General features: G+C 71.9%; 22 protein-coding genes and 1 pseudogene. 16 read left to right on the forward strand and 7 right to left on the reverse strand.

Annotated elements, in window-relative coordinates:
• Positions 1-18 precede the first annotated feature (18 nt).
• The 7 genes from mgtE (at position 19) to BLW32_RS07655 (ending at position 7,497) form a co-directional block, all read left to right on the forward strand.
• A complete protein-coding gene (gene mgtE / locus BLW32_RS07625; RefSeq protein ID WP_068741135.1) occupies positions 19-1,371 on the forward strand; it encodes a magnesium transporter in 1,353 nt (450 codons plus the stop codon).
• A 78-nt stretch (positions 1,372-1,449) separates the two neighbouring features.
• A complete protein-coding gene (gene dapE / locus BLW32_RS07630) occupies positions 1,450-2,526 on the forward strand; it encodes a succinyl-diaminopimelate desuccinylase (RefSeq protein WP_068741136.1) in 1,077 nt (358 codons plus the stop codon).
• Between the two features lie 10 nt (positions 2,527-2,536).
• Positions 2,537-3,331: an LOG family protein gene (locus BLW32_RS07635; RefSeq protein WP_068524573.1), complete on the forward strand. Its 795-nt coding sequence runs from the start codon at positions 2,537-2,539 to the stop codon at positions 3,329-3,331.
• Positions 3,328-3,876 (forward strand): LOG family protein, encoded by a 549-nt coding sequence (locus tag BLW32_RS07640; RefSeq protein ID WP_068524574.1) that lies wholly within the window; start codon positions 3,328-3,330, stop codon positions 3,874-3,876. The genes BLW32_RS07635 and BLW32_RS07640 overlap by 4 nt, the downstream gene beginning before the upstream one ends.
• Before the next feature lie 9 nt (positions 3,877-3,885).
• Positions 3,886-5,697 (forward strand): long-chain-acyl-CoA synthetase, encoded by a 1,812-nt coding sequence (locus tag BLW32_RS07645; protein WP_068524575.1) that lies wholly within the window; start codon positions 3,886-3,888, stop codon positions 5,695-5,697.
• Position 5,698: 1 nt separating this feature from the next.
• A complete protein-coding gene (gene folP / locus BLW32_RS07650) occupies positions 5,699-6,592 on the forward strand; it encodes a dihydropteroate synthase (RefSeq protein ID WP_068741137.1) in 894 nt (297 codons plus the stop codon).
• On the forward strand, positions 6,589-7,497 hold the full coding sequence (locus BLW32_RS07655) for a glucosyl-3-phosphoglycerate synthase (RefSeq protein WP_068524577.1): 909 nt from the start codon (positions 6,589-6,591) through the stop codon (positions 7,495-7,497). The genes folP and BLW32_RS07655 overlap by 4 nt, the downstream gene beginning before the upstream one ends.
• Before the next feature lie 4 nt (positions 7,498-7,501).
• Here BLW32_RS07655 and BLW32_RS07660 read toward each other — a convergent pair whose 3' ends face one another.
• Positions 7,502-8,176 (reverse strand): MerR family transcriptional regulator, encoded by a 675-nt coding sequence (locus BLW32_RS07660; protein ID WP_254779350.1) that lies wholly within the window; start codon positions 8,174-8,176, stop codon positions 7,502-7,504.
• 82 nt (positions 8,177-8,258) lie between these two features.
• On the opposite strand from BLW32_RS07660, the gene BLW32_RS07665 reads away from it, so the two are divergent.
• From BLW32_RS07665 to BLW32_RS07680, 4 genes are all read left to right on the forward strand, one after another.
• Positions 8,259-9,437, forward strand: a complete 1,179-nt coding sequence (locus BLW32_RS07665; protein WP_068741139.1) for an erythromycin esterase family protein — start codon at positions 8,259-8,261, stop codon at positions 9,435-9,437.
• Between the two features lie 7 nt (positions 9,438-9,444).
• Positions 9,445-9,765 (forward strand): DivIVA domain-containing protein, encoded by a 321-nt coding sequence (locus BLW32_RS07670; protein ID WP_068524580.1) that lies wholly within the window; start codon positions 9,445-9,447, stop codon positions 9,763-9,765.
• Between the two features lie 111 nt (positions 9,766-9,876).
• Positions 9,877-10,044, forward strand: a complete 168-nt coding sequence (locus BLW32_RS07675) for a DUF3117 domain-containing protein (protein WP_068532479.1) — start codon at positions 9,877-9,879, stop codon at positions 10,042-10,044.
• A 74-nt stretch (positions 10,045-10,118) separates the two neighbouring features.
• Entirely contained in the window at positions 10,119-10,982 is an 864-nt protein-coding gene (locus BLW32_RS07680) for a putative RNA methyltransferase (protein WP_068741140.1), read from the forward strand.
• A gap of 31 nt (positions 10,983-11,013) precedes the next feature.
• On the opposite strand, the gene glgA is transcribed toward BLW32_RS07680, so the two are convergent.
• Positions 11,014-12,195, reverse strand: coding sequence for a glycogen synthase (glgA, locus tag BLW32_RS07685; protein ID WP_068741141.1), 1,182 nt, complete (start codon positions 12,193-12,195; stop codon positions 11,014-11,016).
• Between the two features lie 167 nt (positions 12,196-12,362).
• On the opposite strand from glgA, the gene glgC reads away from it, so the two are divergent.
• From glgC to BLW32_RS07705, 4 genes are read left to right on the forward strand one after another with little or no spacing between them, the layout of a single operon-like run.
• On the forward strand, positions 12,363-13,580 hold the full coding sequence (gene glgC, locus BLW32_RS07690) for a glucose-1-phosphate adenylyltransferase (RefSeq protein WP_068524771.1): 1,218 nt from the start codon (positions 12,363-12,365) through the stop codon (positions 13,578-13,580).
• Position 13,581: 1 nt separating this feature from the next.
• On the forward strand, positions 13,582-14,310 hold the full coding sequence (locus BLW32_RS07695; RefSeq protein WP_068741142.1) for a CPBP family intramembrane glutamic endopeptidase: 729 nt from the start codon (positions 13,582-13,584) through the stop codon (positions 14,308-14,310).
• Positions 14,311-14,355: 45 nt separating this feature from the next.
• Entirely contained in the window at positions 14,356-15,204 is an 849-nt protein-coding gene (locus BLW32_RS07700) for an SDR family NAD(P)-dependent oxidoreductase (protein WP_068741143.1), read from the forward strand.
• A gap of 5 nt (positions 15,205-15,209) precedes the next feature.
• Positions 15,210-15,686, forward strand: a complete 477-nt coding sequence (locus BLW32_RS07705) for a MerR family transcriptional regulator (RefSeq protein WP_414929953.1) — start codon at positions 15,210-15,212, stop codon at positions 15,684-15,686.
• Between the two features lie 30 nt (positions 15,687-15,716).
• Here BLW32_RS07705 and BLW32_RS07710 read toward each other — a convergent pair whose 3' ends face one another.
• From BLW32_RS07710 to BLW32_RS27450, 5 genes and pseudogenes are all read right to left on the reverse strand, one after another.
• Positions 15,717-16,523: an alpha/beta fold hydrolase gene (locus BLW32_RS07710; protein ID WP_068741144.1), complete on the reverse strand. Its 807-nt coding sequence runs from the start codon at positions 16,521-16,523 to the stop codon at positions 15,717-15,719.
• A 177-nt stretch (positions 16,524-16,700) separates the two neighbouring features.
• Complete coding sequence (locus tag BLW32_RS07715; protein WP_068524585.1) at positions 16,701-17,258, reverse strand: NUDIX hydrolase; 558 nt, start codon at positions 17,256-17,258, stop codon at positions 16,701-16,703.
• 64 nt (positions 17,259-17,322) lie between these two features.
• A pseudogene (locus BLW32_RS07720) lies at positions 17,323-18,708 on the reverse strand (coenzyme F420-0:L-glutamate ligase); the annotation flags it as partial.
• Positions 18,705-19,730 (reverse strand): 2-phospho-L-lactate transferase, encoded by a 1,026-nt coding sequence (cofD, locus tag BLW32_RS07725; RefSeq protein ID WP_068741146.1) that lies wholly within the window; start codon positions 19,728-19,730, stop codon positions 18,705-18,707. The pseudogene BLW32_RS07720 and the gene cofD, both read right to left, overlap by 4 nt.
• 200 nt (positions 19,731-19,930) lie before the next feature.
• Positions 19,931-20,098 carry a hypothetical protein gene (locus BLW32_RS27450; RefSeq protein ID WP_170181061.1) on the reverse strand — a complete coding sequence of 56 codons (168 nt, stop codon included), beginning with the start codon at positions 20,096-20,098 and terminating at the stop codon, positions 19,931-19,933.
• Between BLW32_RS27450 and BLW32_RS07730 the strand changes: the two genes are divergently transcribed.
• The gene (locus tag BLW32_RS07730) at positions 20,081-20,407 is read left to right on the forward strand and encodes a WhiB family transcriptional regulator (RefSeq protein WP_068524587.1); all 327 of its coding nucleotides are present in this window, start codon (positions 20,081-20,083) and stop codon (positions 20,405-20,407) included. The two genes, BLW32_RS27450 and BLW32_RS07730, sit on opposite strands and share 18 nt — an antisense overlap.
• Positions 20,408-20,536: the final 129 nt, after the last annotated feature.

Genomic DNA, 20,536 nt, shown 5'->3' on the forward strand with positions numbered 1-20,536 from the left:
TCGGATACCGTGCAGCGAGTGACCACGACACTCGACACGGCCAAGCTCGCCAACCGGATCGACGACGCGGTCGACGACGGGGATCTGACCACGGTCTCCTCGCTCATCGCGCCCCTGGCGTCCCACGAGGTCGCGGACGTCCTCGAGCGCCTGAGCCGCAAGGACCGCGCCGTCGTCTTCCGGCTGCTCGCGAAGGACGAGGCGCTCACCGTCTTCGAATCCCTCGACGCGCCGCTGCAGGGCGAGCTCATCCACGACCTGCAGGACGAACAGGTCACCGGGCTGTTCGCCGAGCTCGACCCCGACGACCGCGTGACCCTGCTCGACGAGCTGCCCGCGACCGTCGCCGCGCGGCTGCTGCACGGCCTGCCCGAGGGGGAGCGCGCCGCCACCGCCGCGCTGCTCGGCTACCCGCAGGGCTCCGTCGGCCGCGAGATGACCCCCGAGTTCGTCTCGGTGCACCCGGGCGACACCGCCGAGCAGGCGCTCGCCGCGGTGCAGGCCCACATCGACGACGTCGAGACCATCTACGGCATCCCCGTCGTCGGCCCCGGGCGGGTACTCGTCGGCATCGTCGGGCTGCGCGGTCTCCTGCGCAGCGCCCCCGACACGCCGGTCAGCGAGATCATGAACATCGCGGGCACGGCCCGGGCGCGGGAGTCCGCCGAGGAGGCGGCGCGCCGCTGCGCCGAGCAGCGCCTGCTGGTGATGCCCATCGTCGACGACGAGCACCGCCTCGTCGGCATCCTCACCGTGGATGACGCGCTCCGCATCCTCGAGGAGGCGGAGAGCGAGGACGCGGCGCGCCAGGGCGGCGTGGAGCCGCTGAACCGCCCCTATCTGTCGACGCCCGTGCGGACCCTGGTGCGCTCGCGCGTCGTGTGGCTGCTCGTCCTGGCGATCGGCGCGACGCTGACGGTCAAGGTGCTCTCCGTCTTCGAGGACAGCCTGCAGGAGATGGTGGTGCTCTCGCTGTTCGTGCCGCTCATCATCGGCACCGGCGGCAACACCGGCAACCAGGCCGCCACCACCGTGACCCGCGCGCTCGCCCTCGGCGACATCACCACCTCCGACGTCTTCCGGGTGCTGGGACGCGAGGTCCGTGTCGGCGCCACGCTGGGCCTCGTCCTCGGCACGCTCGGCGCGGTCATCGCCGGCGCCCTCTTCGGGGTCGACGTGGGACTGGTCATCGGCGCGACGCTCTTCGGCGTGTGCACCATGTCGGCCACCGTCGGCGGGCTCATGCCGATCGTCGCGAAATCCATCGGCGTCGACCCGGCCGTCTTCTCCAACCCGTTCATCAGCACCTTCGTGGACGCGACGGGCCTGATCCTGTACTTCCTCATCGCCAAGGCGATCCTCGGGATCTGAGCACCCACCCTGGAGAGGTGACTCCTCGGTCGGGGCCTTGGCGGTGGTCGCGTCCCGTAGCGCCACTACGCTGGGGCTGTGCCCCTCGATATCGCCATTGACCCGATCGACCTCACCGCCGCGCTGGTCGACATCCCCAGCGTGAGCCACGACGAGGAACGGATCGCCGACGAGGTGGAGGCCGCGCTGCGGGCGCTGGACCGCTTCGAGGTGCTCCGCGTGGGGAACAACGTGCTCGCGCGGACGGATCGCGGGCTGCCGCAGCGCGTCATGCTCGCCGGGCACCTCGACACCGTGCCGATCGCCGACAACGTGCCCAGCCGCCGCGAGGGCGGCGTCCTGCACGGCTGCGGCACCGTCGACATGAAGAGCGGCGACGCGGTCTTCCTGCACCTCGCCGCCACGATGGCCGATCCCGCCTACGACCTGACCCTCATCTTCTACGAGTGCGAGGAGATCGCCTCGCAGTTCAACGGTCTCGGCCGCATCGAGCGCGAGCTCCCCGCATGGCTGCGGGCCGACGTCGCGATCCTCGGCGAGCCCTCGGGCGGGCTCATCGAGGCCGGCTGCCAGGGCACCATCCGCGTGCGCATCACCGCGAGCGGCGTCCGCGCGCACAGCGCCCGGTCGTGGCTGGGCGACAACGCGATCCACAAACTCGGCCCCGTTCTCACCGCCCTGCAGGACTACTCCGCGCGCACCGTCGACATCGACGGCTGCGAGTACCGCGAGGGCCTCTCCGCCGTGAAGATCGAGGGCGGCGTCGCCGGCAACGTCGTGCCCGACGAGGCGTTCGTGGACGTCAACTTCCGCTTCGCGCCGGACCGCACGGTCGACGAGGCGGTCGCCCACGTCCGGGAGGTCCTCGCGGGACCGCTGGCCGACGGTGCCCTCGGCTTCGAGGTCACCGACGCCGCGCCCGGTGCGCTGCCCGGCCTGGGCGCGCCCGCCGCGGCCGAGCTCGTCGCGGCCGCCGGCGGTCGCTTCCGCGCCAAGTACGGCTGGACCGACGTCTCGCGCTTCGCGGCCCTGGGCATCCCCGCCGTGAACTTCGGTCCGGGCGACCCCAACTACGCGCACAAGCGCGACGAGCACGTGGAGATCGCGCAGATCACCGAGGTGGCCGCCGTGCTGCGCGCCTTCCTCGCTGGGTAGGTTGTGCGTCATGGCCTCCGATAAGAAGCCCTCCCACGACCACTACCTGCGCTACCGCGGCCCCGTGCGCGTGCAGGGCGCGGCGGCGACGGAGTCGTCGACTACCGATCAGCGGCTCCTCGCGAACGCGGACGACGCCGACTGGCTGCACCGCGATCCCTGGCGCGTGATGCGGATCCAGGCCGAGTTCGTCGAGGGCTTCGGCGCGCTCGCCGAATTGCCGCAGGCCGTCACCGTCTTCGGTTCCGCTCGGATCAAGCCGGATTCGCCGGAGTACGCCACCGGTCGCGAGCTGGGCGCCGGGCTGGTGCGCGCGGGCTACGCCGTGATCACGGGTGGCGGTCCGGGCGCGATGGAGGCCGCGAACCGCGGCGCCAAGGACGCCGACGGCCTCTCGGTGGGGCTCGGCATCGAGCTGCCGTTCGAGCAGGGGCTCAACGACTGGGTCGACCTCGGCATCAACTTCCGGTACTTCTTCGTGCGCAAGACGATGTTCGTCAAGTACGCGCAGGCGTTCGTCTGCCTCCCCGGCGGTTTCGGCACCCTCGACGAGCTCTTCGAGGCGCTGACCCTGGTGCAGACGCACAAGGTGACCCGGTTCCCGATCGTGCTGCTGGGCTCCGCCTACTGGGGTGGCCTCGTGGACTGGATCCGGGGCACGCTGACCGACCAGGGCATGGTCTCGCCCGGCGACGCCGACCTGATCACCGTCACCGATTCGGTGGCCGAGGCGATCGACATCATCGTGCGCGCCGACGCCGCGCGCGAGCGCGAGGCCGAGGCCAGCGAGGTGGATCCCTCGTGACCGCGATCGCCGTGTTCTGCGCCTCGCGCCCCGTGCCGCAGGAGTACATCGACCTCGCCACCGAGGTGGGCCGGGGCATCGCCGCCGGAGGCGACTCCCTGGTGTGGGGCGGCGGGCACGTGTCCATGATGGGCGCGGTCGCGCAGGCCGCCCGCGACGGCGGCGCCCACACCCTGGGCGTGATCCCGACGGCGCTCGTCGACCGCGAGGTCGCCGACCACGGCGCCGACGAGCTGCTCGTCGTCGCCACCATGCGCGAGCGCAAGCAGCTCATGGACGACAACGCCGGCGCCTTCCTCGTGCTGCCGGGCGGCGTGGGCACCCTCGAGGAGTTCTTCGAGGCCTGGACCGCGGGCTACCTCTCCATGCACGACAAGCCCGTGGTGGTGCTCGATCACGACGGCTTCTACGCACCGCTGCTGGACTGGATCGACGGGCTCAAGGCGAAGGGCTTCGTCGGTGACGCGGCTCTCGGACGGCTGTTGCGCGCGACGGACGTCACGGCGGCCCTCGAGGCGTGCCGTGGTACGGCGGTGCCACGGTAGGCTCGCCGCGTGAGCTCTACGCATAAGAACAGCACCGTCGGCGTCGCGGATCTGGCGAGGGGCGTCGGGAAGCTGCTGCCCGACCTGCCTCTCCTGGTCAAGGAGGGCCCGTCGATCCTGCTGCGTACGCCGAACAGCAAGGAGAGCATCGGCACGGTGTTCGCCAAGCGCGCGGCGCAGCACCCGTCGCGCGACTTCCTGCGCTTCCACGGCGAGGGCATCAGCTATGGCGAGGCGAACGCCACCGTGAACACCTATGCGCGCGTGCTGCTCCAGCGCGGCGTGAAAGTGGGCGACGTGGTCGGCGTCGTCATGCACAACCACCCGCAGATGGTGCTGGTGATGCTCGCGATCGTCAAGGTCGGCGCCACCGCCGGCCTGGTCAACTACAACCAGCGCGGCGCCGTGCTCGGGCACAGCCTCGGCATCCTCGACACCGGCACGATCATCGCCGGCGCGGAGGACCTCGAGGCCTTCGACTCGCTCGACGCCGCGGACCGCCCCGCCGACGGGGTGGTGCTCACCATCGACGAGCTCGCCGAGCAGGCCCGGCAGGTGCGCGAGCAGGACCCGCGCGCGACCGAGAACCCGGCCGTGACCGCCACTCTGCCCGCGAGCACCCGCGCCTTCTACGTCTTCACCTCGGGCACCACCGGCATGCCGAAGGCGTCGATCATGACGCACTACCGCTGGCTCAAGGGCATGGCCGGCTTCGGCGCGACCGCCGTGCGCATGCGCCGCGACGACGTCATGTACTGCCCACTTCCGCTGTACCACAACAACGCCGCGCTCGTCGCCCTCGGTTCGGTGCTGGTCTCCGGCGCCACCCTCGCGATCGGCCGCAAGTTCTCGGCGACGAAGTTCTGGGACGAGGCGAACGAGAACTCGGCCACGATGTTCATCTACATCGGCGAGATCTGCCGCTACCTGCTCAACCAGCCGCCCAAGCCGAGCGACCGGTCCAACACGATCCGGGTGGCCGCGGGCAACGGCATGCGCCCCGAGATCTGGCGGGACTTCCAGGAGCGCTTCGGGATCGAGCGGATCATGGAGTTCTACGCCGCGAGCGAGACGAACATCGCCTTCGTCAACGTCTTCAACATCGAGGGCACCGTCGGACTGTGCCCCCTGCCGCACGCCGTGGTCGAGTACGACCTCGACACCGCCGGCCCCCTGCGCAACGCGAAGGGCCGGCTGCAGCGGGTCAAGAAGGGCCAGAACGGCCTGCTGCTCACCAAGATCACCAAGTCCGCGCCCTTCGACGGCTACACCGACGGGAAGGCGGGCGACGCCAAGCTGATCCGCGACGGCTTCAAGGACGGCGACGTCTGGTTCAACACCGGCGACGTGGTGACCAATCAGGGCTTCGATCACATCGCCTTCGTCGACCGCCTCGGCGACACCTTCCGGTGGAAGGGCGAGAACGTCGCGACCACCGAGGTCGAGGGCGCGCTCGACGAGGCCGACCAGGTGGAGGGCGCCATCGTCTACGGCGTCGCGATCCCCGGCGCCGACGGCAAGGCAGGCATGGCTGCGGTGAAGCTCGCGGAGGGGCGGGAGTTCGACGGTGCCGCGCTCGCCACGCAGCTGCGGAACGAGCTGCCGGGCTACGCGATCCCGCTCTACGCGCGCGTCGTGCCCAGCCTGGAGGTCACCTCCACGTTCAAGAGCCTCAAGGGCGAGCTCCGCAAGCAGGGCTTCGCCGAGACCGGCGACGACCCGCTGTACGTCTTCGTCGGTGGCGCGGACGGCTACGTGCCCGCCTACGACGGGTACGCGGACGACGTCGCGGCCGCCAAGGTCCCGGATCTGCGCTCCTAGGATGACCGCACCGTCGGGCGGCCCGATCCCCGTGCGCCCCACCTTCTGCGGCCGCCCGGTGCCGAGCGACCGGGCGCTGGTGATGGCGATCATCAACCGCACGCCGGACTCCTTCTACGACCGCGGTAGCTACTTCGCGGTGGACGCCGCGCTCGACCGCGTGGACGCGGCCGTCGCCGAGGGCGCCGACGTGGTGGACGTGGGCGGCGTCAAGGCCGGCCCGGGCCAGGAGGTGGACGCGACCGAGGAGATCGCGCGGACGGTGCCGTTCATCGCGCAGGTGCGGGACCGGCATCCCGACCTGCTGATCAGCGTGGACACCTGGCGGGCGTCGGTGGCGGAAGCCGCCGTGGACGCCGGGGCCGACCTCATCAACGACACCTGGGCCGGTGCGGACCCGGATCTGCCCCGGATCGCGGCGGCCACGGGGGCCGGGCTGGTCTGCTCGCACACGGGCGGCGCGGTGCCCCGCACCCGCCCCTTCCGGGTGCGTTATCCGGACGTCGTCGCCGACGTGCGCGACTCGCTCGCCGCCGCGGCCGAGGCCGCGTTCGCGGCGGGCGTGCGGGAGGACGGCATCGTCATCGATCCCACGCACGATTTCGGCAAGAACACCCACCACGGGCTCGCGCTGCTGCGGCACCTCGACCAGCTCGTCGGGACCGGCTGGCCGGTCCTGATGGCCCTGTCCAACAAGGACTTCATCGGCGAGACCCTGGACGCCGGGCTCAAGGAGCGCGTCGCCGGCACCCTCGCCGCGACGGCCCTCGCGGCGCACGCCGGGGCCCGCATGTTCCGCGTGCACCAGGTGGCCGACACGCGCCGCGTAGTGGAGATGGTCGCCTCCATCGACGGCGCCCGGCCGCCCGCGCGCGTCGTGCGGGGTCTCGCATGAGCACCGCGCACAGGTTCTTCGAAGAGCCCCGCTGGAGCATCGACGAGCTCGTCGCCGCGAAGGCGGGACGCACCGTCTCCGTCGTGCTCCCCGCCCTGAACGAGGAGGCCACCGTCGGCGCCGTGGTCGAGACCATCGCGCCGCTAGTCGGGACGCTGGTCGACGAGCTCATCGTGCTCGACTCGGGCTCGACCGACGCGACGGCGGAGCGGGCCCGCGCCGCGGGCGCCACCGTGATCAGCCGCGAGGAGGCGATCCCGGGGCTGCCGCCCGTGCCCGGCAAGGGGGAGGCCCTGTGGCGCGGGGTGGCGGCGTCGTCGGGCGACCTCATCGCCTTCGTCGACTCCGACCTGATCGATCCCGACCCGCGGTACGTGCCGAGGCTGTTGGGCCCCATGCTGTTCCATCCCGAGGTGCACCTCGTCAAGGCGTACTACCGGCGACCGCTGCGCGTCTTCAAGCAGGGCGAGGACCCGACGGGCGGCGGGCGCGTGACGGAGCTGGTGGCGCGGCCGATCCTGGCGGCGCTGCGGCCGTCGCTGCGCGCGATCCTGCAGCCGCTGGGCGGCGAGTACGCGGGGACCCGTGAGTTCCTCGCCTCGGTGCCCTTCGCAGCCGGCTACGGCGTGGAGATCGGCCTGCTGCTGGACGCGGAATCCCGGTACGGGCTGGCGGGCATCGCACAGGTGAACCTCTCGGTGCGCAAGCACCGCAATCGCGACCTGCGCGACCTCGGCGTCATGAGTCGACAGATCCTGGGGACGGCGTTGCGGCGCTGCGGGATCGAGGACTCCGGGGCGGGCATCACGCAGTACCTCGTGGAGCCCGGACCCGAGGATCGGTTCACCGAGGTCACCACGGAGGTCTCGCTCCAGGATCGGCCGCCGGTGACGTCCCTGGTGTAGCTGCTCAGCCCAGCAGGGCGTCGAGTGCCGCGGCGCCGGAGACGAGGGCGCGGCCCCGTCGGACGAGGTTCGCCTGCCAGCCGTCCAGCGTCCCGCGCAGCGGCTCCACCCCGCCCGCCTCGCGGACGCGCTCGGTGAGCTCGGCGATCCGGGTCAGGCCGTAGCCGCCGCGCCGCAGTTGCTCCGCCATTCGCGCGTCGCGGACGTCGGCGGGGGAGTACACGCGGTAGCCGGTGGCGCGGTCGCGCGCCGGCCGGACGATGCCCGCCCGTTCCCAGGCGCGCAACGTCGCCGGGACGACGCCCAGGCGGTGGGCGACCTCGCCGACGAACAGTGCGGCGCCGTCGTCGTCGCCGGGGTCGCCCAGGTCGCCGAGGGCGGCGCGCACCCGGCGGAAGGTGTCGCGGTCGCCCGCGAGTTCCTCGTGCGCCTGGTCGAGCAGTGCGAAGGCGGCGTCGGGGTCGTCGCGATGCACCGCGCGCAGGATCGAGCCCGCCCGTGCGTGCCCGCACCCGGGGACGAGCGCCAGGAAGGCGTCGAGGGCGAGTCGGTGCCGCTCGGTGTAGGCGCGGTAGCCCGACGGGGTGCGTCCGGCCGGAGGCAGCACGCCCTGTTCCTCGTAATTGCGCACCGCCTGGGTGGAGAGCCCGTGGGGGCGCGCGAGGTCGACCGGGCGCACCGTGCTTTGAGGGTTATTCGGCATCTTCCACGTGATTCTGGGGCGAAGTTTCAACGGAGTGTTCAACGATATCGTGAAAGGAATGAACCATGACCGGGTAGACCTCGTTTCCTTCCTCCATGATGCGCCCACCCCGACCCGCCTGCTCGCCCTCGGCGAGCCCATGCACGGGTCCGAGGAGATCCTCCGCGCCCGCAACGCGGTGATCGAGGACCTCGTGCTGCGCGGCGGCTTCCGCTCGATCGCGGTGGAGTCGGACCTGCACCGCTCGCCGCTGGTCAACGACTACCTCGCGGGCGCCGACCTCGACCCGCAGCGGGTCCTCGCCGAGGGCTTCAGTCACCCTTACCTCCACGCGTTGGAGGCGACGGGTGAACTGCTGCGCACGCTTCGCGCGCTCAACCGGACGCTGGACGCGCCGGTGCGGTTCTACGGCTTCGACGGCCCCATGGAGATGGCGGCGGCCCCGAGCCCCCGTGCGTTCCTGCTCCGTCTGCGGGCCGCGATCGCCGAGGTCGCCCCGGACGTCGTCGCGGAGGCCGACCTCGACGCGCTGTTCGGCGACGAAGCGCGGTGGACCGAGGAGGCCGCCATGTACGAGGCGGACCGGGGCGTCGGGCGGACCGTCGACGCCGAGCGGCTGCGCCTGCTGACCGACGACCTGTGCGCCGTTCTCGACGCGCACGTCCCGGACCTCGCCGAGCGGGACGAGGACCGGTGGTGGCTGCAGGCGGATGCCGCCACCGCCGTCGGCCTGTTGCGCTACCACGCGATCATGGCGACCGACACCGCGGACCGCCTCGGCCGGCTCAGCGCGCAGCGGGACGTGATGATGGGGCGCAACCTCCTGGCGATCGCCCGCCGCGAGGCGCCGCGCGGCGGCACCATCGCGTTCGCGCACAACCTGCACCTGCAGCGCGGGGTGAGCGAGATGCGGATGGGGCCGCACACCGTGCGCTGGTTCAGCGGCGGAGCGCAGGCGGCGGCGCGCCTCGGCGACGGGTACCGGCATGTGGCGATGGCGATCGGCGCAGCGCCCGCGCACGGACTCGCCGCGCCGGCGCCGGGCACCGTCGAGGGGGAACTGAGCCGCGCGCAGGCCGACCCGGCCCGCCTGTACGCGGGGCCCGACCTCGCCGAGCGGCTGCGCGGCGCGGCCGCGCGGACGGACCGGGACGTGCTCGGCGCGTACTTCCCGCTGGATGCCGAGCGCCTGGCCCGGACCGACGGTGTCCTCTTCCTCCCCGAGGTTCGGGCATGATGGCCCCATGGTGATCGTGTTGTACGCCCTGGGTCTGCTGGCCGTCGCGGCCGTGCTGTACGGCGTGGCCGCGCTGGTGTTCGGGCGAGGCGACGAGACCCCGCCGCTCGAGACCGGTGCCACGCCGACCGTGCTGCCCGCCGAGGACGTCACGGGCGTGGACGTCCGCGGCCTCCGGTTCCAGCAGGTGGTACGGGGGTACAAGCCCGCCGAGGTGGACTGGGCCCTCGAACGACTGGCACGGGAGATCGACGTCCTGCGCGCCCGCCTCGCCGCCGAGCAGGAACCCGCGGCGGCCGCGACCGACGCCCCGGGCGAGGCCGATTAGGTGCACATTGCCAGTGGTCCGCACCGATCGGTGCAGCGCACAGGCTAGAATGTGGAGCGGACCCGCTGCGGGCTGCGCTCGGGCGGGTGAAGGATCGGAAGGGAGCAACGGATGGCGGCTATGAAGCCACGTACGGGGGACGGCCCCTTGGAAGCGACCAAGGAGGGGCGCGGGATCGTGATGCGCGTACCCCTGGAGGGTGGTGGACGCCTCGTGGTGGAGCTCACGCCGGATGAGGCCGCTGCGCTCGGCGAGGAGCTGCGCGGCGTCACGTCGTAGCCCCGTCGTCCTGCTTTCATCGGAGATCCCGCGCGGTGTGACCGTGCGGGATCTTCTCGTTCACAGGGGGTCCCATGGTGCACGTACCGCCCGGACTGGTCGCGGTCCTGCCCGCGCTCGCCTGCCCGCACTGCGGGGGCGGCTTCGACGCCGACGGCGGCACGCTGCTGTGCCCGGCCGGTCACTCCTTCGACGTCGCCCGCCAGGGCTACGTCTCCCTGCTCGCCGGTGACGCGAGCGGCCTGATCGCCGACGACGCCGCGATGATCGCCGCCCGGGAGCGCTTCTTCGCGACCGGCCACTACGAAACCTTCCACGCCGCGGTGGCGGCGGCCGCCGCCACCGCGCCCCACGGCACGGTCCTCGACTGCGGCGCGGGCGAGGGGGAGTACCTCGCGCGGGCCTGCGCGGTCCGCGCCGCGAACGGGCTCGGCGGCACCGGCATCGGGCTCGATCTCTCCAAGCCCGCCGCCCGGCGCACCGCCCGGCGGGGGCCGTCGATCGGGGCGGTCGTCGCGAACGGGTGGGCGCGCCTGCCCGTCGCCGACGGTGCCGTCGCCGCGGTCCTGTCGGTCTTCGCGCCCCGCAACGCCGCCGAGTTCGCGCGCGTGCTCGGTCCCGGCGGCCGGCTCGTCGTGCTCACCCCCGGGCCGCGGCACCTGCGCGAGATCGTCGAGCCGCTCGGGATGATCTCCGTCGAGGAGGGGAAGGTCGCCCGGCTCGACGGTGCGCTGCACGACTTCTCACTCGTCTCGCGCGAGAAGCACGAGTGGGTCATGGATCTCACCGCGGAGGCCGCGGCCGACCTCGTCGCGATGGGGCCGAGCGCGCACCACGGTGCGCCCGAGGAGCGGGCGGCCGCCATCGCCCGGCTGACCGCCGGCGGCACCGCCGCCGTGACGGCGTCGGGCACCGTCAGCGTCTACGCGGTGCGGTAGCGGCGCGCCGGTCGTGCGTTGAGCGCGCGGGCTATCCGCGGGCGGCGATGGCGTGCCGGTAGACGTCCAGGGTCTGCGCGGCGATGGACTCCCAACTGAAATCGGCGACGGCCCGCGCCCGGCCGGCGGCGCCGTACGCGGCTGCGCGCGCCGGGTCCGCGCAGAGCGCGTTCACGGCGTCGGCGAGCCCGGCCTCGAAGGCGTCGGTGTGCGCCTCGTCGTAGTGCACGAGCGTGCCCGTGTCGCCGTCCACGACCACCTCGGGGATGCCGCCCACGTCCGACGCGACGACCGCGGTGCCGCACGCCATGGCCTCGAGGTTGACGATGCCCAGCGGCTCGTACACCGACGGGCAGACGAACACCGTGGCGGCGCTGAGGATCTCGCGCACCTTCGGAGTGGGGAGCATGTCCTGCACCCAGTGCACGCCGTCCCGCGACTCGGCGAGCGCGGCCACCGCATCCGCGGTCTCCGCGGCGATCTCGGGGGTGTCCGGAGCGCCGGCACAGAGCACGAGTTGGATGTCCGGATCGAACCGGTGTGCCGCGGCCACCAGGTGTTTCACACCCTTCTGGCGCGTGATGCGGCCGACGAACGCCGCGATGGGGCGGTCCGGGTCGACGCCGCGCTCGACCAGCGGGGAGTCCTCGCCGAAGGTGGGGGCCGGGTGCCAGACCTCCGAATCGATGCCGTTGAGCACGACGTGGACCCGGGCGGGATCGAGGTTCGGGTAGGCGTCGAGCACGTCGTCCGCCATGCCGCGGCTCACGGCGATCACCGCATCGGCGTATTCGACGGCGTTGCGCTCGGCCCAGCTGGAGAGGCGGTAGCCGCCGCCCAGCTGCTCGGCCTTCCACGGGCGGTGGGGTTCGAGCGAGTGCGCGGTGAGGACGTGCGGCACGCCGTAGAGCTGTGCGGCGACGTGCCCGGCGAAGCCGGTGTACCAGGTGTGGCTGTGCACCACCTCGGCCTCGGCGGCGAGGTTCGCCATCCGCAGGTCGGTGGAGAACATCTCGAGGGCCGTGTTCGCGCCGGCGAGCTCGGGGTCCGGGCCGGAGACCGTGACGCCGTCCATGTCCGGCCGCGGGGCGCCCATGCAGTGCACGTCGACCTCGCAGAGGCTGCGCAGTCGCGCGACGAGTTCGGTCACGTGCACGCCCGCTCCGCCGTACACCTCGGGCGGGTACTCCCTCGTCATCATCGCTACACGCATGGCACCACGCTAGAGCCTGCCGGGGCCGCACGCAGCCGGTTCGACGGAGCCCGAGCGGTGCGGTTCACCTGTGGTTCTCCGCCCGGACGCCTGTGCATCGCCGTGGAACAGGATGCACTGTCGCAGAACGCTGCACGGGTGCCCGGATTGGGGTTAGCGTGGACCCCGTGAGCAACCAGCCTCGTGTCCTGGGAATCGTCCTCGCCGGCGGCGAGGGCAAGCGCCTGTATCCGCTGACCGCGGACCGCGCGAAGCCCGCCGTGCCCTTCGGCGGTTCGTACCGCCTCATCGACTTCGTGCTGTCGAACCTGGTGAACGCCGGGTATCAGCGGTTGTGCGTGCTGACCCAGTACAAGTCGCACTCGCTGGACCGGCACATCAGCCAGACGTGGCGCATGTTCGGCTTCCGCGGCGAGTACATCACTCCCGTCCCGGCGCAGCAGCGCGTGGGCAAGCGCTGGTTCACGGGCAGTGCGGACGCGATCTTCCAGTCGATGAACCTCATCACCGACGACGATCCCGACTACATCGTGGTCTTCGGCGCCGACCACGTGTACCGGATGGACCCGTCGCAGATGGTGCAGGCGCACATCGAATCCGGTGCGGGCGTCACCGTTGCGGGCATCCGCGTGCCGCGGGCCGAGGCGAAGGCCTTCGGCTGCATCGAGTCCGACGATTCCGGCCGCATCACCCAGTTCCTGGAGAAGCCCGCGGACCCGCCCGGCACCCCCGACGACCCGGAGGTCACCTTCGCGTCGATGGGCAACTACGTCTTCAGCCGGCAGGCCCTCGTCGAGGCGATCATCGCCGACGCCGAGAACCCGGATTCCGACCACGACATGGGCGGCGACATCATTCCCGCCTTCGTGGCCCGCGGGGAGGCCGCCGTCTACGACTTCAGCGACAACAAGGTGCCCGGCGCCACCGAGCGCGACGCCGGCTACTGGCGCGACGTCGGGACGATCGACGCCTTCTACGAGGCGCACATGGACCTCGTCTCCGTGTACCCGATCTTCAACCTCTACAACCGTCAGTGGCCCATCCGCTGCGAGAACGACAACCTCCCGCCGGCGAAGTTCGCGCGCGGTGGTCTCGCGCAGGAGTCCATGGTCGGCGCCGGCAGCATCATCTCCGGCGCGACGGTGCGTAACTCCGTCATCGGCGCCAACGTCACCATCGGCGACGGGGCGACCGTCGAGGGCTCCGTGCTCATGCCCGGCGTGAAGATCGAGCCCGGCGCCGTCGTCCGGAAGGCGATCCTCGACAAGAACGTCGTGGTGGGCCGCGGGGAGATCCTCGGCGTGAACCTCGACCGCGAGCGCGAGCGGTTCAACGTCTCCGCCGGTGGCGTGGTCACCGTCGGCAAGGGCATCCGGATCGGCTGACGTGTCGCGGTCCCGCGCGTGGACGAGCGCGCTCGGGCTGATGCTGCTGTGGTGGTGCGCGACCTACGGGTTCGGGTCGCTCGACCACCCCCTGGTATGGCTGCGGTGGTTCCCGCACGTGGGCATGGTCGTCACGGATGCGCTGAGCTTCCTCGTCGTTCTTCTGGCGTCCTGGCGGCTGGGCCTGTTCGACGGTGCGCTGTTCCGCCTCGGTCGGGTCCGGGCGTGGGCGTGGCTGGTGCCGCCGCTGCTCGTCGCGTGCCTGTACCCGTTGATCGGCCGCGACGGGGTGCCGGGGATCTACGGCCAGTCGTGGGTCCTGCTGTCATTGGCCGCCGGGACGGCTGCGACCGGGATCTCGGAGGAGTTCGGGACGCGCGGGCCGGCGATGACGGCGCTGCTGCGCGCCGAACGCCCCGTGGTGGCGGCGGTCGCCACATCGGTGGTCTTCGGGGTGATGCACGTGGGGAACGCGCTGTTCGGGCAGTCCGCGAGCGCGACGGCGTGGCAGGTGGTGACCGCCGGCTCCGCGGGTTTCCTGTGGGCCGGTGCCCGGCTGGTCACCGGGTCGCTCTGGCCGGGGATCGTGCTCCACGCGCTGAGCAACTTCCTGCAGATCGCCTCGCCCGGCCCGACGCCGCAGTGGTTCCAGTGCGTGGTGGCCGTGTTCTCGGTGGTCTGGGGACTGGTGCTGATCCGGGTGGCGGGTAGGTCCGCGGCGTCACGCTGAATCCGTCTTGCGTTCGAGCGCGCTCGAAGCCCTAGCTTCGCAAGCATGACGACGAACAGAGAATCGAATTGGCTGATCACAGGCGCTTCGCAGGGCTTCGGCCGGTGCCTGGTGGAGGACGCACTGCGGCGCGGCGACGCCGTGACGGCGGTGGTCCGCGACGGGGTATCCGTGCACGATCTCGTCGCCGCCCATCCGGGGCGGCTGGACGTGATCGAGGCCGACCTGCGTGACGAGCGGGCGGTGGATCGGGTCGCCGACCGGATCGCGCGGTCGCGGATCGACGTCCTGGTCAACAACGTCGGGCGAGCGATCAGCGGCTCGGCGGAGGATCTGGGGATGGCGCAGTTGCGGGAGCAACTGGAGCTGAACTTCTTCGCCGCTGCGGCGCTGACCCGCGCGGCGCTGCCGGGGATGCGGCACCGTCGGACGGGAACGATCGTGCAGATGAGCAGCCAGGGCGGCCGCTTGTCGTTTCCTGGAGTGGGCGCGTACTCGGCGAGCAAGTTCGCCCTGGAGGGATGGTCCGAGGGGCTTGCGGCCGAGGTGGCCGAGTTCGGTATCAGAGTCCTACTGATCGAGCCGTCGCGGTTCCGAACCGGCTTCAACACTGCGCATTCGCTGGAGGTCGCGGCACCGTCCGACGCCTACGCCGGCACCGTCGGAGTCGTTCAGAACGGACTGGCGAGTGCGGACGGCGAGCAGGAGGGCGACCCTGTGCGCGCGGCGCGGATCATCGGGGACGTGGTCCGGTCGGAGCGGGTGCCGCTCCGACTGCCATTGGGCTCCGAGGCGGTGGACCGACTGTTGCGCGCCTACACTGCGGCGATCGACGGTGTCCGCGAGTGGGGAGACATCGCTGGATCCGCGGACTTTCCGAGTGAAGGAGCGTGACTACGGTGGCGACCGACGATGTGATGGCGCGGGTACTCCGCGAGGTGGACGAGTACACGGAGATCGATGGGGCGGTCTCGGTGGAGGCGATTCACCGGCTCGTCGATGCGGGGGACGATCCGCCGGTGCGGTCGATCGCGGAAGTGGCGGACATGCTTGAACTCTCGCCGCACTCGATCCGGTACTACGAGCGGGCGGGTCTGATCGCCGTGGATAGGGACTCCCTCGGGCACCGGATGTATGACGCCGAGGCGCAACGCCGACTGGTGTTCATCACCCGAATGAGACTGTCCGGGATGCCGATGCGGGACCTTCAGCACTACGTCGAACTGGTCGACCTGGGGGAGGATTCCGTCGAGGAGCGGCTCGAGATGCTCCTCGAGCATCGGGACACCATTCGGCGCCGGATGCGTGAGCTGACGCTGTCCCTAGCTGCTACCGAGTACAAGATCGCCGCATATGGCCGGCGACGGGCGCACTGACAGGACGAACGCCCCAGCGACGCGGTCCGGTCAGGCCGCGTCGGCGCGGGCGAGCAGGCCGCCCGAGGAGCCGCGGAGGATGATCTCGACGACGGCGTCGGCATCGTCGGACATGGGGACGTGACCGCTGCCCGGGAGCCAGATGTGCTCGGCCTCCGGCAGCTGGCGGCGAGCGCGCCGGCCCTGGTACGGGAGCAGGACGCGGTCCTGCGTGCCCCACGCGATCGTGATGGGGACGTCGGCGGCGATGTCGGCCTCGAACGGGAACGCGCCGCCGATGATGTCGCGGAGCGTGTGGCGGGCGCCGACCATGTTCTGCAGGTCGCCGAGCACGCGATCGGCGGCCAGGCGCTCGCCGTGCGTCATCAGCGAGGCGAGCATCAGCCGCCGGCCGATGCCGCTGCGGGTGAGCAGCGGCGCGAGCGGTGCCGCCACGCGGCCCGCGGTGATCAGCGCGGCGAAATGCGCGCGGATCAGCTGGAAGTCCTTCTCGTCGCGCCAGAAGCCCGCGGGCGAGAGCCCCGTCGCGCTGCTGACGATGCCGCTGGCCGCCGCCTCGAGCGCGATGCGGCCGCCCAGCGAGTTGCCGGCGATGTGCGGGCGCACGAGCCCGAGCTCGTCGAACAGGTCCTCCAGATGCTGCTGCAGGGCCTCCTGGACCGTCCGGCCCGCGAGGTCGAGCGCGGGGGACTCGCCGTGGCCGGGGAGGTCGAACAGGATGACCTCGCGGTGCTCCCCGAGCCGCTCGGCCACGGGGTACCAGGCCTGACGGCGGTGCGCGATGCCGTGGACCAGGACCAGCGGCTCGCCCGAGCCGAATCGTTCGTACGCCAACATCTCGTGCCACCTCGTCGTGGTCGGGCGGGCGGGGCCCGCGGGGTCCGACGGTGCGCCGGACGGATTGTTCGGAGCGTACGGATTGATAGATCTAGGCGCAATACCTCTCAGAAAAGTTGCTGGTGATCGGTTCCGCTGTGTGCGGGCGCTCCCGGCGGCCGTCCTGCGGCGCTGCGATCAGTCGCGGGCGAGGGCGGCGCGCACCTGGTGGGCCACGGTGGTGTGCTCCGCGGATTCCGGCAGGGCGTCGACGGGCCACCAGCGCAGGTCGTTCGACTCGTCGCTGATCGCGAGCTCCGGCGTGCCGGCGCCCACGGCGAAGGCGCGGAAGCGCAGGTCCAGGTGGCGGGTCGGGACGCCGAGGGAGCAGCGGATCGGGTGGGTGTGCAGCGTGAGGAGATCGGCGTCGAGGACGAGATCGGCCAGGCCCGACTCCTCGTGCCCCTCGCGGAGCGCCGCGGCGGCCACCGTCGAATCGGCGTCCTCGCAGTGCCCGCCCAGCTGCAGCCACTCGCCGACCCGCGGATGGTGGGTGAGGACGACGTGGGTCCGGGCCTCGTTGAGGATCACCACCGACGCCGTGATGTGGCCCGGCACGTTGGCGCGGGCGCATGCGTTCGGCTGGGCGTCGAGGAAGGCGAGCACGGTGTGGCGCAGGGCGTCGTCGGCGTCGGTGCGGGCGTCGAACCGGGCGAGGACGTCGATCGCGGAGGCGTGTAGAGACGCGAAAGTCACTCGGCTACCGTCCTTCCGGCCCAACAGGGGGCTCGCCGGCCTGTGCGGCGCCGCCGGGAGCGGGTATCTCGATGAGCATGTCGCCCGGCGGGAGGGGCGGCCGGGGCGTCGAGAGCACGGACGGGTCGGCCGGGTAGCCGACGGCGATCGCGCCCGCGGGTCGGTAGTCGTCGGGGAGTCCCAGCACCTCGCGGACGGTGTCGGCGGCGAAGATCGTCGACCCCACCCAGCAGCTGCCGATCCCGCGCACGGCGAGGGCCACGAGCAGCGACTGCACCGCCGCGCCGACGGCCACGGTGAACATCGTCTCCTCGGCCGCGGTCCGTCGCGCGTCCGGGTAGGCGTGGGCACCGTCGGGGACCATGAACGGGAGGATCAGTTCCGGGGCGTCGTAGAGCAGCTGCCCGCGCCGCACCCGCTTCGTGACGGACTCGGGGGTGCGCCCGTCGCCGGAGAGGTCCTGCGCCCATTGCTCCTTCATGGCGTCCAGGAGCGCCGTACGGCGCTCCGCGTCCCGCACCCAGACGAACCGCACCGGATGCGTGTGGTGCGGCGCAGGAGCCGTCAGGGCCTCCGCGACGGCGTCGCGGACGTCCTCGGCCGGCACCGGCTCGTCGGCGAAGGCGCGGATGGAGCGGCGCACGAGCAGCCCCTGCCGGCGAGCCAGCTCGACGCCGGTGTGGAACAGGTCGTCCTCGCCGGGGCGCACGAGGCCGCGGGCCGTCGCGAGCGGCGAATCCGCCTCGGGCGCGCGCACCGCGAAGCCGCGCACCACGGCGACCGGAACGCCGCCCAGCTTGCCCTTGACGAGGTCCGCGGCGGCGGCCAGCTCGTCGGCGACGGCGATCTCGGTGACCACCAGGTCGTTGCCGTAGGCGTCGACCGCGCCCGCGTATCCGTGCAGGACCTCCATGCCGGCGGCGCCGATCGCGGCGTCCGTCTGGCCGTTGCGCCAGGCGCGGCCCATGGTGTCGGTGACCAGGACGGCGACGTCCACGCCGAGGCGCTCGCGCAGTCCGGCCCGGACGGTGGCCGCGCTGCCGTCGGGATCCTCGGGCAGCAGGGCGACGGTGTCGGAGGCCACGTTCGAGGCGTCCACGCCGGACGCGGCCTGCACGATGCCGAGCCTGTTCTCGGTGATCCAGGTGCGGCCCTTGGTCGCCAGGACGCGCACCGACTCCTCGGCGATCAGGCGGCGCCGGAAGGCGTCCCGCTCCTCGGGGTCCGACGGTGCCTCGAGGACCCGGCCCTCCGCCTTCGAGAAGACCTTCGAGGTGACGACCACGACGTCGCCGTCCGCTAGCCAGGGAGCGGCGTCCGAGAGGAGGGCGGCGACGTCGTCGCCCGGCGTCACCTCGGGGACGCCGAGGACGGGGAGGATCTCGAGCGACGCGGCGCCGTGATCGCGCTCGGGGCGCGACGCCCGACCATCGGGCCCGGGCGTGCTCACAGGCCCACCAGGACGAGGCCGGCGTCGATCATCGCCGCGGTCGCCTGCGGGGAGCTCATGAGCAGGGGCACCGCGGCGACGGGCAGGCCGTCGATCGCCACGCCCGCGTCCTCCTCCGAGACGAGCCAGCCGTCGAGGATGCCGTTGCCACTCCGGGCGCCGAAGTGCTCGCCGATCGCCTGGGCGCTCGTCTCGATGCCGAGCACGTCCAGGCAGCGGTCTGCCATGCCGCGCAGCGGGGCGCCGCCGATCACGGGGGAGACGCCGACGACGCGAGCGCTCGTGGTGCGCAGCGCCGCGCGGATCCCGCCGACGGACAGGATCGCGCCGATCGAGACGACCGGGTTCGACGGGGCGAGGAAGACCACGTCGGCCTCCTCGATGGCGGCGATCGCGGCCCGCGACGCCTGCGCCTTGCCGGACCCGCCCCCGTCGGCGCCGCCCACCTGGGCGAAGCCGAACGTCTCGATGTCGGCGCGGTACCGCACCCACCATTCCTGGAAGTGGATGGCCTTCTTGGCGCCGTCGGTGGAGTCGGGGTCGGCGACCACGACGTGCGTCTCGTGCCGGCCGTCGGTCGCGGGCAGCAGGCGCACGCCCGGCTGCCAGCGGTTGCACAGCGCCGCCGTGACATCCGTGAGCGGATACCCGGAGGAGAGCATCTGCGTGCGGATGAGGTGGGTCGCGAGGTCTCGGTCGCCGAGGCCGAACCAGTCCGGGTCGGCGCCGTACTTCGCGAGCTCCTCCTTCGCGTGCCAGGTCTCGTTGCGGTGGCCCCACCCGCGCTCGGTGTCGATGCCGCCGCCCAGGGTGTACATGCAGGTGTCGAGGTCGGGGCAGATCCGGACGCCGTGCATCCACGCGTCGTCGCCGACGTTCACCACTGCGGTCACGGAGTGGTCGCCGGCACCGTCGGGGACGGAGCCGTCCTTGTCCGGGAACGGCGTCACCCCGAAACGCTCGCGTGCGCCCTCGAGGAACCGCGCACCGCCGACACCGCCCACCAGCACCGTCACCTTCACGGCTTCGAGGGTAGTGGTCGCGGGGCGACGGCCCCCGCGACGGGTCGCGGCCGTCGAGGAGGTCGCGCGAACGCCCCATTCCCTGGCATGATCGAAGGTGCGACGCGCACCCGTGGTGCGTCGGCGGGCGCGTGTGAAATATGACGCGGATCACATCTCAACCACGTGTCGAGGGCTCGCATTCGGGCATCCAGGTGGTATTAGCTAATTTCCCGGTTCAGCTTGACGTGGCAGCTTTGCGCGTGTGTAATCACAACCGTGTCATTCAGTGCGGCGATCTCTTCGCCGGCGCGGGGCATGCAGACAGGAAGACCATCGAACACCACGAAAGCAACGAGGGAGGCGGGCCGATGACGATCGACGCTCATCGTGAACCGTTCGGAAGCTTCTCCGGTGGGTCCAGCCGCGCGCACTTGAGTGTCGTGCCCGCGGGTTTCGAGGAACTCTACGAGGCCGTCGAGGATCAGTGGCAGGACCGCGCACTGTGCTCGCAGACGGATCCCGAGGCGTTCTTCCCCGAGAAGGGCGGCTCCACCCGCGAGGCCAAGCGCATCTGCCTGGGCTGCGAGGTGCGCAACGAGTGCCTCGAGTACGCCCTCCAGAAGGACGAGCGCTTCGGCATCTGGGGCGGCCTGTCCGAGCGTGAGCGGCGCAAGCTCAAGCGCGGCATCATCTGATCGTTCGTCGCGCGGCGGCCGCTGTTCGTACAGCGCCCCGAACGACGCGTCCGTCCGAGCGGTGAGTCCCGCCCGGGCGGACTTTTTCGTTCCGGCACCGGTCGGCCGCGTGCCTCCACCGCCGAGGAA

It is taken from the genome of Tsukamurella tyrosinosolvens, assembly GCF_900104775.1.
Lineage (GTDB): Bacteria > Actinomycetota > Actinomycetes > Mycobacteriales > Mycobacteriaceae > Tsukamurella > Tsukamurella tyrosinosolvens.

Excerpts from the sequence above, each read along its gene's own strand:
- BLW32_RS07635 (WP_068524573.1), top strand. The coding sequence starts at position 2,537 with ATGGCCTCCGATAAGAAGCCCTCCCACGACCACTACCTGCGCTACCGC.
- folP (WP_068741137.1), top strand. The coding sequence starts at position 5,699 with ATGACCGCACCGTCGGGCGGCCCGATCCCCGTGCGCCCCACCTTCTGC.
- BLW32_RS07655 (WP_068524577.1), top strand. The coding sequence starts at position 6,589 with ATGAGCACCGCGCACAGGTTCTTCGAAGAGCCCCGCTGGAGCATCGAC.
- BLW32_RS07665 (WP_068741139.1), top strand. The coding sequence starts at position 8,259 with ATGAACCATGACCGGGTAGACCTCGTTTCCTTCCTCCATGATGCGCCC.
- BLW32_RS07670 (WP_068524580.1), top strand. The coding sequence starts at position 9,445 with ATGGTGATCGTGTTGTACGCCCTGGGTCTGCTGGCCGTCGCGGCCGTG.
- BLW32_RS07675 (WP_068532479.1), top strand. The coding sequence starts at position 9,877 with ATGGCGGCTATGAAGCCACGTACGGGGGACGGCCCCTTGGAAGCGACC.
- BLW32_RS07680 (WP_068741140.1), top strand. The coding sequence starts at position 10,119 with ATGGTGCACGTACCGCCCGGACTGGTCGCGGTCCTGCCCGCGCTCGCC.
- glgA (WP_068741141.1), bottom strand. The coding sequence starts at position 12,195 with ATGCGTGTAGCGATGATGACGAGGGAGTACCCGCCCGAGGTGTACGGC.
- BLW32_RS07700 (WP_068741143.1), top strand. The coding sequence starts at position 14,356 with ATGACGACGAACAGAGAATCGAATTGGCTGATCACAGGCGCTTCGCAG.
- BLW32_RS07710 (WP_068741144.1), bottom strand. The coding sequence starts at position 16,523 with ATGTTGGCGTACGAACGATTCGGCTCGGGCGAGCCGCTGGTCCTGGTC.
- BLW32_RS07730 (WP_068524587.1), top strand. The coding sequence starts at position 20,081 with ATGACGATCGACGCTCATCGTGAACCGTTCGGAAGCTTCTCCGGTGGG.
- BLW32_RS27450 (WP_170181061.1), bottom strand. The coding sequence starts at position 20,098 with ATGAGCGTCGATCGTCATCGGCCCGCCTCCCTCGTTGCTTTCGTGGTG.